General features: G+C 37.6%; 9 protein-coding genes. 5 read left to right on the top strand and 4 right to left on the bottom strand.

Annotated elements, in window-relative coordinates; genetic code table 11:
* The first annotated feature begins 6 nt into the window (after positions 1-6).
* Positions 7-426 (top strand): hypothetical protein, encoded by a 420-nt coding sequence (locus PZ898_RS15685; RefSeq protein ID WP_277693720.1) that lies wholly within the window; start codon positions 7-9, stop codon positions 424-426.
* A 111-nt stretch (positions 427-537) separates the two neighbouring features.
* On the opposite strand, the gene PZ898_RS15680 is transcribed toward PZ898_RS15685, so the two are convergent.
* Positions 538-972: an META domain-containing protein gene (locus tag PZ898_RS15680; protein WP_277693719.1), complete on the bottom strand. Its 435-nt coding sequence runs from the start codon at positions 970-972 to the stop codon at positions 538-540.
* 86 nt (positions 973-1,058) lie between these two features.
* On the opposite strand from PZ898_RS15680, the gene PZ898_RS15675 reads away from it, so the two are divergent.
* From PZ898_RS15675 to PZ898_RS15665, 3 genes are all read left to right on the top strand, one after another.
* Complete coding sequence (locus tag PZ898_RS15675; RefSeq protein WP_277693718.1) at positions 1,059-3,263, top strand: S46 family peptidase; 2,205 nt, start codon at positions 1,059-1,061, stop codon at positions 3,261-3,263.
* A 79-nt stretch (positions 3,264-3,342) separates the two neighbouring features.
* Positions 3,343-3,819, top strand: a complete 477-nt coding sequence (locus PZ898_RS15670) for a YdeI/OmpD-associated family protein (RefSeq protein WP_277693717.1) — start codon at positions 3,343-3,345, stop codon at positions 3,817-3,819.
* 133 nt (positions 3,820-3,952) lie between these two features.
* Entirely contained in the window at positions 3,953-5,179 is a 1,227-nt protein-coding gene (locus PZ898_RS15665) for a spondin domain-containing protein (protein ID WP_277693716.1), read from the top strand.
* Positions 5,180-5,261: 82 nt separating this feature from the next.
* Here PZ898_RS15665 and PZ898_RS15660 read toward each other — a convergent pair whose 3' ends face one another.
* Positions 5,262-5,552: a hypothetical protein gene (locus tag PZ898_RS15660; RefSeq protein ID WP_120232405.1), complete on the bottom strand. Its 291-nt coding sequence runs from the start codon at positions 5,550-5,552 to the stop codon at positions 5,262-5,264.
* Between the two features lie 159 nt (positions 5,553-5,711).
* Positions 5,712-8,819 (bottom strand): non-ribosomal peptide synthetase, encoded by a 3,108-nt coding sequence (locus PZ898_RS15655; RefSeq protein WP_277693715.1) that lies wholly within the window; start codon positions 8,817-8,819, stop codon positions 5,712-5,714.
* A gap of 552 nt (positions 8,820-9,371) precedes the next feature.
* Here PZ898_RS15655 and PZ898_RS15650 point away from each other — a divergent pair.
* Positions 9,372-10,304: an MBL fold metallo-hydrolase gene (locus PZ898_RS15650; RefSeq protein WP_216443534.1), complete on the top strand. Its 933-nt coding sequence runs from the start codon at positions 9,372-9,374 to the stop codon at positions 10,302-10,304.
* Between the two features lie 29 nt (positions 10,305-10,333).
* Here the strand turns inward: PZ898_RS15650 and PZ898_RS15645 are convergent, their stop codons facing one another.
* Positions 10,334-11,869, bottom strand: a complete 1,536-nt coding sequence (locus PZ898_RS15645; protein WP_277693714.1) for a YifB family Mg chelatase-like AAA ATPase — start codon at positions 11,867-11,869, stop codon at positions 10,334-10,336.
* Between the last annotated feature and the right edge of the window lie 281 nt (positions 11,870-12,150).

Here is a 12,150-nt window from a genome sequence, read left to right as displayed (position 1 = left end):
ACCGTCATGAAAATAGCATATATCATCCCATTATTATTTCTAAGCACTCTTATTTATGCTCAGGAAAGTAAAAAAACGACTGCTGTAGAAGAAGATCAGGCACTGGTTGTAAAACAGGCAAAAGAACAACAGGTAGTCCAAATTCAGGCTGATAAGGAAAGAGCTGAAAAAAATCCGGTAAGTACCGGGTTGGCATCTGATCGAGGCCTGGAAGTTAAAAAACAGGAATCCAAGCCCAAAGCAGCTGCAGACAATTCAGGAAAGCTTCTTCCTAATACAGCAAGTCTTGAAGATATTAAAAAAACGATCCCAAACAGACAAGCATATCACAATAGTATAAATTCCAGGAACACAAAAACGACAGTTACCGGGCTGCCTAACACAGCAACTTTGGAAGAAATAAAAAAAACAATCCCCAAAAACTAATGACTCTCAAAAACTGATAACCTCAAAAAGCTGATAACCAAACTAGATTTTTCAAACAAAGAAGTCCGCTATTATGCGGACTTTTGTTTTGTATAGGAAGAAATGGTATGATTAATCCCAATCAGCAGCTACAAATTTCATAGTATTTCCATGATCATCTGTTAGAGTAAGAAAATGCCCTTCAATAGAATAATGAGTCATCGTTTCTATTTTCTTCTGAAAAGAGCTTTCAAGATTCATATCCTGACAGGCTTTCATTGTACTTATTCCTTTTGAAAATTTCACTTTACCTTCTTTTTTAAATTCAGAAGCAAAAGACATCCGGTTACATCCCATATAAACACTTGCCTGAATTTTACCCTTTACCCTATTGGCTGTCAGATTCATTTCGGCTTTATTGGCTATTAATTGATCTTTTGAAAAGCCATCAAAAGAAATGAGCATCCATTGCCTTTGAAGAAAAGGATCTTTGGTGGGCACTGAGGAACAATTTAAAACGAGTCCTAACAGTAAAACTGCAAAAAGTGGTAATAGTATCTTTTTCATGCAGATTATCATCCCATTTTCATACCATTCCGGGACAGAATCTCGTAAAAATTAGTAAATTAGCGACACAAAAATTATTTTATAAAATGAAAAGACTATTTCTACTATTCACTTTCTTACTGGGCTTTGCTCAGATGAGGGCGGATGAGGGGATGTGGCTGCTAATGCTCATCAAAAGACTTAACGGTGTTGATATGCAAAAAGAGGGTCTGCATCTTACGCCTGAAGAAATTTATTCTGTGAACAATTCAAGCTTAAAAGATGCTATCGTAAGTTTCGGTGGTTTCTGTACTGGTGAGATCGTTTCGGATAAAGGACTTATATTTACCAACCACCACTGTGGTTACGGTGCTGTTGCTGCGGCTTCTACACCAGAAAAAGATTATTTGAAGAACGGTTTCTGGGCAATGAAACAGAAAGACGAATTCAATGCAAAGGATCTTTATGTAAGATTTTTAGTGAGAATGGATGATGCTACGCAAAGAATCAATTCTAAACTAAACAACAATATGACCGGAGCAGAGAGAAAAGCTGTGATTGATGCTGAAACTAAAGCAATCCAGACTGAAAACTCTGAAAACGGAAAATATACGGTAGTAGTAAGAGATTTCTTCAACGGAAATGAATTCTACTATTTCGTATACCAGGATTATAAAGATATCAGATTGGTAGGTGCTCCCCCTTCATCATTAGGAAAATTCGGAGGAGATACAGACAACTGGGAATGGCCAAGACACACTGCAGATTTTACAGTTTTCAGAGTATATGCTGATGCTGCAGGAAACCCTGCTGAATATTCTCCAAGCAACACGCCTTTGAAGCCTAAGCACTTCCTTCCGGTTTCTCTTAAAGGAATTAAGCCTGGTGACTTCTCAATGATCTTAGGATATCCTGGAAGAACAAACCGTTACCTGACTTCTTACGGAATTCAGCAGATGGTAACTAAAGATTACCCGGCATGGGTTGAAGCTTCTAAACTGGCTATGGATGTTATGAAAAAATACATGGACAAGGATAAGGCGACTCAGCTTAACTATGCTTCTCAATATGCTTCTGTAGCTAACTACTGGAAAAACAGACAGGGAACTATCGATGCTGTAGAGAAAAACGGAACTATTTCTGACAAACAAAAGATTGAGGAAACTTACAATAAGTGGGCTGCAATGCCAGGAAATGATCAATACAATGGCGTTTTAGAAGATATTGGTATCTACTACAAGCAAGTATCTGATAGAAATGTTGAAAGAAACTATGCTACTCAGTTTACAAGAAATGCAAAATATATTACCCTTGCTGCTCAGGTAGGATCTGCTCTTAAAGCGTATGCTGCTCAGGATATGCAGGGAAGATTAGCGATGAAAGCTAAAACAGAAGCCGCTATCAAAGCTGCTTATGAAAACTTCAATCCAGCTTTGGAAGGAGAAATGCTTGCCGCTATGACCAGCCTTTACCAGGCAAGAGTTAAAAACCCAGACGTTGCTTCTGCTACTATTTTAGGATTGGATGCGAAGACTGTTTCTAATTTAGCGTATTCTTCAATCTTCGCTAATAAGACTTCTGCAACCAACTTCTTATTGAATCCGGATGCATTGAAACTTGATGCTGATCCACTTTGGAAAGCAGCTAACGGAATTGTTGCTGATCAAAAAATAAGCATGGAAAGATTTGTAAAAATAGATGATAATTTTGCGAAAAATAACCGTCTGTTCCTAGCTGGTTTAATGAAAGCTATGCCTGAGAAGAAATTCTACCCGGATGCTAACTCTACAATGAGATTAACTTACGGAACTGTAGATAAATTACCTATCAGAAATGACAGAAACTACTTCGGTATTACGGATAACTATTATACAGATATGACTGGTCTTGTTGGAAAATACAAGAAAGGTGATGAAGAATTTGATCTTCCTCAAAGAGTAATTGATCTTTACAACCTTAAAGATTTCGGTCAGTATGCTGATGCTGCAGGTTATATGCCTGTAAACTTCCTTTCTAACAACGATATTACAGGGGGTAACTCCGGTTCTCCGGTAATTGACGGAGACGGTAACCTTATCGGTATTGCTTTTGACGGAAACAGCGAAGCATTAAGTGGTGATATCGTATTCGAACCTGAATGGCAGAAAACCATCAACGTAGACGTTCGTTTTGTTCTTTGGACAATCGATAAGTTTGCGGGGGCAAGAAGATTAGTTGACGAATTGAAGCTTGTAAGAGATGCAAACACTCCGGCGGATACAAAAACTAAAAATTCAGGGACTACAACAATGCCTAAGAAAGTTAAAAAATAATCATCTTATCTGATATATTTTTGAAACCGTGAAATTTACTTTCACGGTTTTTTTATTTTTGATTATTAAAATATTTATCATGAATCCTGAACGTATCGAATTTACAGCCATTATTCAGCAGAACGGAGAGATGAATGCTGCGTTTGTAGAATTTCCATTCTCTACAGAGGAATTTTTTCACAAAAAAGGACATGTAAAGATAAAAGCCCTTTTTGATGATAAAGTTGAATACCGCGGAAGTCTTACCAAAATGAAATCAGACTGTCATATTTTAGGTTTGACTCAGGAGATCAGAAAGAAACTTGGTAAAACCTTCGGAGATGAGGTTCCCGTCTCCCTTATTGAAGATAAGGAGGAAAGAGTGGTTGAAATTGCAGATGATATTGCCCTTGTTTTTAAAGAAAATCCGGGAGCAAAAGCTTTATTTGATGCAATGAGCTACACCCACAGAAAGGAATACATCCGCTGGATTGAAGAAGCCAGGAAACCTGAAACCAGAGAAAACAGAAAAATAAAAATGATCCAGATGATTCTGGATGGGAAAAAGGGAATATAGACCGCTTTAATTTTCCCTCTCAAAAACGATACATTTAAAAAAAATTGAATTACGAAAATATTTTTTGTCAGGATCTCAAAAAGTAGCCGACTATAGTTGCAGATATCATTTATAACTATAAAAATTTACTTTTATGAACAAGTTTATTTTCAGAACATCAGTTTTAGCAGCAGCTACTCTAGCTGCATTTTCTCTAACTTCATGCAGTGATTCTAATAACGACATGATGATGGACATGGGTTTTCAAAGATCCATTACTTTTGAAAACGTTGTAACTCCCAAAGATTTTGTAGAAAGCGGAAGTTTTCAGGGAGTAGGAACGCCTCCTATTATTTTGCCCGGTCAATCTGTTTCTGTTAAATTCAGTGCAGGAAAAGCACAGGCTTTAATGTTTGCTACGATGTACGGAGCTTCAAAAGACTGGTTTTTTGCGTCCCAACAGCCGGGTATCAAATTGTTTGACGCTAATGGAAATGCTATTACCGGAGATGTTTCTTCAAGTGTACGACTATGGGATAACGGAAGCAAAGATGACACCACAGGGCAGGTTGAAAGCAAACCTATTATGCAGGTTCCTAATGTCAATGCTTCACAACTTATGAAGCTTAATCTTGCTTACAATGATGTAACTTCAGAATTTACCCTGACCATTACCAATACCTCCGGCGGAACAGCCAACGAAACTCCTTTTTCTCCCGGTGTATGGGCTGTTTCCAACTACAATGGATCTCAGCTGCTGAACAGTGCTCCATTTTTTACACCTAATGCTTTATCCAATCCTGAAATCACAGATATTGCTCAAATGGGAAATATCAGTAAAATGATGACAAAACTGAATGTCAACACAGGAATTATAACGGGGCTTTCTCCTGCCTTGGTGGTTGTTTATCGTGGTGATAAAAATCCAATTTATGAATTAGGCAAATTAGACAGCGGAATGGGACTGAAAGATATTGCACAGTTTGGAAATGTAGCCAAGCTTCAAAACAGTTTAAAATCTTTACCTAATGTAAAAGGAGTATATGTTGCAGGAAATGCTCCTGTAACTCCGGGAAGTAAGGTAACCACAAACTTTAATGCTGAGCCTGGCGATAAAATTGCTTACGCAACCATGTTTGGTTTTTCCAATGACTGGTTCTATGCCAACGAACAAAGCATTGATTCCAATAGTAAGGGTGACCTCAGCCTAAAAACTTCATTATTTGATTCGGGGACAGGTATTGACCAATATCCGGGTGCGGGAAATCATCAGGCATTGTTTGGTGGAACCCCACAAAGTGAAAATAAGGTTATTTCCAAAGTAGGAACAGCATATCCTGTTCCTGCTGTACAGAATGTGATTAAAGTAACCATCAACTAATCTTCAGATAAGAAAAGGTCAGACAATACTGTTTGACCTTTTTTATTATGCTGTTCGGATAATAAAAATATATCCGTTTTTATTATTGTTTCAGTGCTCCTTCCAGATACTGTTTTCCTCCTCCATTGGTAACGGTTATAGAGCCTTCATAATGGCTTACCTTCACTCCCAGGTCATTATTTATTTCTTTAAAATACCCAGCATTTTCTCTGCTATAAAGCGCATCTCCCTGCCAGAGAAATTGTGCAGACTGCCCTGTTTTGTTTTGAAATGTAAGAACTCCCAATGGATTTACCAATCCCCTGGATTTAATATCCACCACTGCACTTTCATTAGCAGCGAAATCTTTTGACAATACAATAACGTTATTCATCTATCCTGTTTGGTTTTCAGTTAATTAAAAAATGGGATAAGATTTTTTCATTACCCTGATCCAAATATCCTGGTCCACTGCGACAAAATCTGACGTATTTGCTGAATAAAAATTAAAAGCCCAAGCACGATCTGTCTGGGCTTTTTCAATTATCAAATTCTATTCAACCGGAATTCCAAGATATTGTAAATAGGAATCCAATATTTTTTTATCAAATACCGGTTCGTGAATGCCTGACCCTTCCAGATACTGAATAACATTGGAGCAATCCCATACATAAGTATTCTGGTAAAGTTCTACTGTGGATAATCCTTCATGCATATTATCACTGAAAAGACTCGTTAATGGATACAAACGGTTTTTGCTGTCATCTTCCCATTGTTTTCTCCATTCTTTATAAGGAAGGTCTTTAAGTGTGAAAGGATAATATTTTTTCATGAGTCCGAAGAAATCTTCCAAAGTAAGATTGGTTTCCGGACGGGCAATCAGGTTGAATTTCTTCCCTATTGCCTCTTTATTTTTGGTGATATGAGCCATCGCTTTGGTCATATAATCTACCGTAATAAGTCCTTCTCTAAGCTCAGTGAGCGCGGGATACGATTTGAGCTCTATACAATTTTTCACCAATCCGGACCACCATTGATAAGAGGCACTTGCCCCTGTTTCGCTGTGGCACATGGCATATCCAAGACGGTACGTAATTAATGGTAGCCCTTCTTTTGCCGCTAAATCAGCAATGGCTTCCATCACCCATTTACTTCTTACATAACCAATATCTTTACTTACGGACATCAGATTCTGTTCAATATCATCAGATTCAAACATTACTGTTTTTCCTGTGAATAGGTGTCCCCAGCTATATACGGAAATGGTTGACAGCAAGGCGAGGCATTTTGTTCTTTCCGCTCCTGCCAGTTTTATAATTTCCCTTAGCCCTTCTACATTCGGTGCTTTCATATAAGAGTAGGGTTCGATGAAGTTGACTGAGCTTCCGGAGTGATAAATCAAATCGGTTTGTTTTGCCAGCTTTGTAAATGTTTCTTCTGAAAGTCCTAAAGACGGTAAAGCCAGATCTCCGATAACAGGAATAATTCTAGATTTCTGTTCTACATGTTGAGGAATATGATATTGTTTAAAACATCTGTCAATTTTTTCCATTGCATAAAACTCATCCTGAGCTCTTACAAGACAGTAAATATCAGCATTTGTAGTATCAAGAAGCTCCTGTAACAGGTGAATTCCTACAAAACCTGTGACACCAGTTAAAAATATTGTTGTTGGATTTTCCACCTGTTGAGGATCAAATCCACCTGCAAAAACAGTTCCCGCAGCAAGATAAACATCTTTCTGAAGCTCAACATATGGTTCTACATCTTCCATGGGGATTGCTTCCCTTGTCTCTCCTAATCTTTTAATAAGAACTTCTGAAAGTTGCTGTAATACGGGATACTGATATATATCCCGCAGATACACTTTTACATCCAGTTTCCTCTGCAAAGCAACCGCTACCGTTGCAACCAACAGAGAGTTTCCTCCAATATCAAAGAAATTATCTGTGATATTGATGACAGGACGCTCCAATGCAGACGACCAGACATCTGCAATAATTCTTTCGGTTTCGTTGGTTGGAGGCTCAAATGAAATCAATTCTTTTGCTTCTTTATCGGCAAGATCTTTTAAGACCTGCGTATCTGTTTTTCCATTTGCTGTTAACGGAATTTTATCTATAAAAATAATTTGTGCTGGAATCATATAGCCCGGAAGTTCTTTTTTCAATGCATTTCGGACTGACGAAATATCTGCTACTGCTCCAGGAGCTAATACAACAAAAGCAATAAGATATTTGGTACTTCCTTCCGTTTCTTTACCAATAACCATAGCTTCTTTAATATTTTCCTGCTGGATCAGTGAACGTTCTATCTCTCCCAGTTCCACTCTGAAGCCACGAATTTTCACCTGATTATCAATTCTTCCTAAGAATTCAATATCACCATCCGCGTTCCATTTGGCAAGGTCTCCAGTTCGATACAGCTTTTCTTTTTCATTGAATGGACTGGTAATAAATTTAGCTTCCGTAAGTTCTTTATTATTAAGATATCCTTTTGCTAAAAGATTTCCTCCAATACAGAGTTCTCCTACAGCTCCTACGGGCAGCAATTCCTTATTTTCTCCCAAGATATATGCTTTTGCATTGGCAATGGGTCTGCCTATAGATGAAACATATTTTCCATTAATATCTTTCACTTTTTTATAAGTAGCGTATACGGTACATTCTGTGGGACCATAATAATCCACCAGCTCATAGCTTAATTCTGAAGTAAGTACCGGCTTTAGCTTCTCACCTGCTGTAAAGAGATATTTGAGCTTCAGATCATTATAATTGCGGGTAATATCCACTACAGAAGGAGCCAGAACAGTAGGCACAAAGCCATGGGTAATATGATTTTTTCTGTAGTAATCTACCAATGCCTGAGCTTCTGTTCTATCCTCATTATCTGCAATAAAAACCGTTGCGCCTGAAGTAAGAGCCGACCACGTTTCCCACACAGAAATGTCAAATGCCAATCCCGCCACAAGAGTTAATTTTGAGCTATGATCCACATGAAAATGATGATTATGCCATGTTACCAGATGCTGTATAGCCTCATGGCTTACCATTACACCTTTGGGTTTCCCCGTCGAGCCAGAAGTATAAATTGTGTATGCAAGGGCATTCTGGTGGATATTAATTCCTGGATATTCTGATGATAAATGATTAAGATTCTCCATATTGCTCATATCAAATACTTTTACCTTTTCGGTTTCTGATAAAAGTTCTCCAAGAATTTGATTGGTAATGATAAGATCAGCAGTGGTGTCAGAAAGAATATATTCTACTCTTTTGACAGGATAAGCAGGGTCTATCGGAACATAGGCCGCACCTGTTTTGATAACTCCAAGTACAGCAATGATCCATTCTAAAGAGCGGTCCAGCCAGATGGGAACATATTTTCCTTCTTTGATACCATGGCTCAGTAATAAGTTGGCTACCTGATTGCTTCTCTGATCCAACTCTCCATACGTAATCTTCTGATTCTGATAAACCGCAGCAGTCTTATCAGGATGAAGGATTACCTGTTTCCGGAAAAGAGATTCCAGGGTTTCTTCATGATGATAATCCCAACTGGTTTTATTAAATCCGTTGAGCAATTTTTCTCTGTCTTCAGAAGACAGTAATACCGCTGAACCTATCGATAAGGTTCCTGATGAGGGAATTGTGTTTGACATAATAATTTGATTTGGATTAAAAATTTGTAATTGGCAGCTTAATGCTTCGATAAGTTCATTTTAAACTCCTTGAAATGAGAAAAAAAGGACGTAAAGCATAACCACAGCTTATTTTACTCAATGTGTTTTCATAATAGTTTTAAAAACCGAATGATACAGAGTTTCACTCGATCCTGTCAGTGAGCAGACCGGTAAACAGTGTTCAAACGATGTTTATTGCAGTCGAAAAGAAGAAAGAATACATTGCAGATATTCTTCAGGAATTAGAGACAAGACTCTATTCAGAATTTAAAGATTTAATTTTCATAATATAATATTTTTAAAAATTTGGTAATCAAACTTATCATAATATTTCAAACTATGCGTTACATAATTACGATCATCTACCACATCCCGAAATAGATATTGTGGAAGAGATGAAAATAAAAAAACTGGATTACAATACATTACGCAACCTAGAGTAAAACTTTTCTATATCTATATTTAACAGGATCAATGTATGTGAATATTCTCTACATTTGTAAAACAAAATAAAATACACTTCATTCTAGTATGGATCAAAAACTGAAGAGAGACCATGGATTTATACACATTCCATGCAATGAACTGGATATTTTTATACTTTCTGACGGATATTTTGGTATTGGATATCACCAGCCTATCTTAGCACCAGGCATCCCTCAAAATCTTGTAAAAGATGAACTTCGTAATCTTTATCTATCTGAATCTTATTATGAAGCACCTATTAATGTTATGCTTATTAAAAAAGGTGACCGCAACATTTTAGTGGACACAGGAGAAGGGTTTTATGATGAAGAAAACGCGGGGAAATTGGTATACAGCCTTACTGCAGCAGGATTTACGCCTGAGTCTGTTACTGATATTCTGATTACACACGCTCACCGGGATCATATCGGAGGAATTCTTTCTAAAAACGGTGATTTCGTATTTCCGAATGCCCATTATTATATTTCCAGTCAGGAATTTGAGTTCTGGACAAGTGATGAACCGGATTTTCAGAAAAGTAAAAACCCGGAAGGAGGAAAGCCAAGCATACCTTTGGTTAGAAAAGTTCTTTCTGCCATAAACAGCCGGCTTACAAAGTTTGAAATGGGTGATCAATTATTCTCATGCATTCAAACAGAAGCTGCTCCCGGACATACTCCGGGTCATATTATTTATACAGTAAATGATGGGGATTTATCAATAACCAATGTGGTAGATCTTTTTCACTCTCCCCTGCTTATTGCAAAACCGCATTGGGGAACACAATGGGATATTGACTTTGCAACAGGTGTTGAAACCCGCAAGAAAGTTCTTGAAAACTGCTATCAAAACAGAACACTTATCTGCTCTGCCCATCTTCCATGGCCGGGAATAGGATATATTAATAAAGTGAATGATCAGTTTCAATGGATTCCTAAAGTATATAACAATCCTTTTTCGATCAATCTTAAAATTGACCAGAAGGCAGGTACAGTATAAATTTTTCTAAGAAAAAGAGGTCGGATCGTTTATCCATTCCAGAATTCACGATCCAGACTTCGGTATTGTATGGCTTCGGAAATATGATGAGACAGAATCTTTTCAGATTCTTCAAGGTCGGCTATTGTTCTGGCAACTTTAAGAATTCTGTCATAAGCTCTTGCCGAAAGATTAAGTTTTTCCATAGCTAATTTGATGAGACCGAAAGACGTTTCATCCAGTTCACAATAGGCCTCAATTTCCTTAGGTCCTATTTGAGCATTACTGCTGATATTGAGGTTTTGATATCTTTTATTCTGAATATCTCTTGCTTTCAAAACCCGCTCTCTGATATCTTTGCTCTTCTCTCCTTTTCTTTTCTCGGAAAGCTGCTCAAATTCTACCTTTTGAACTTCAATATGAATGTCTATCCTATCTAAAAGCGGCCCGGAAAGTTTACTCATGTACCGCTGCATTTCGTAAACAGATGAAGTATTATTAGGATCATCGGGAAAGAATCCGCTTGGACTGGGGTTCATAGAAGCTACCAGCATAAAACTTGCCGGATAGTTTACAGTAAATCTGGCTCTTGAAATCGTTACTTCACGATCTTCCAAAGGCTGTCTCATGACTTCCAGCACTGTTCTCTTAAATTCGGGCATTTCGTCCAGAAACAAAACTCCGTTATGAGCAAGAGAGATTTCTCCTGGTTGTGGATAACTTCCCCCTCCTACCAGAGCAACATCTGAAATAGTATGATGTGGAGATCTGAAGGGCCGAACAGTCATCAATGATGTTTCTGTTCCTATTTTCCCGGCTACAGAGTGAATTTTTGTTGTTTCCAAAGCTTCTTTCAATGTCAATGGAGGCAAAATACTGGGAACCCTTTTGGCCAGCATTGTCTTTCCGCTTCCGGGCGGTCCGATCAGAATAATATTGTGTCCGCCTGCTGCTGCCACTTCCATCGCCCTTTTGGCGGTTTCCTGACCTTTAACTTCGGAGAAATCGAAAGGGAAATCATTGATTTTTTCATGAAATTCTTTTCTGGTATCCAATGTAACTTTTTCGAGCGCTTTTCCTTCATTAAAAAAATCAATAACCTCTCTGATATTTTCAACTCCGTATACTTCAAGATCGTTGACAATGGCTGCTTCTCTGGCATTTTGTTTGGGAAGGATGATTCCTTTAAAGCCTTCTTCTCTGGCTTGAATTGCAATGGGTAAAACGCCTTTGATAGGTTGTAAACTTCCGTCCAGTGACAGCTCTCCCATAATAATATAATCTTTAACGTTCTCTGCCAGTATTTGATCGGAAGCAGTTAAAATACCAATAGCAATACTGAGATCGTAAGCAGAACCTTCTTTTCTAAGATCTGCAGGCGCCATATTAATGGTAATTTTCTTTCCAGGAATTTTAAATCCGACATTTTTCAGGGCTGCAGAAATTCTATAGCTGCTTTCCTTAATAGCGTTATCAGGAAGCCCAACGAGATGGTATCCTATTCCTCCGGTATCTACATTCACTTCAATAGTAATGGTCTGTGCAGCCACTCCATGAATGGCACTTCCATAAATTTTGATCAGCATGATGTGTTTTTGAAGTAAAAATAAACAATATAGTATTTTGAAAATCTGAATGTTACATTAATGATTTTCTATAGGAATAAGGATATCTAAAAAGATTTCAACAAAAGGGCATTGAGAGAGGCTCTTCAAAAACTATTAAGATTTTCATGTGGCTCAGATAGCTTCCCCTTACATACAACAGAAATTAATCATTTCTTTTTTCAAGAGTTATAAAAGTTCTCTATATGAAAAGCTTAATATTTTTGGTTTTACGAAAGGAAAATTCCACTTAAAAATTATCA

The organism is Chryseobacterium sp. WX (genome assembly GCF_029542485.1).
GTDB lineage: Bacteria > Bacteroidota > Bacteroidia > Flavobacteriales > Weeksellaceae > Chryseobacterium > Chryseobacterium cucumeris.
This window is presented reverse-complemented; position numbering and strand designations above follow the sequence as displayed.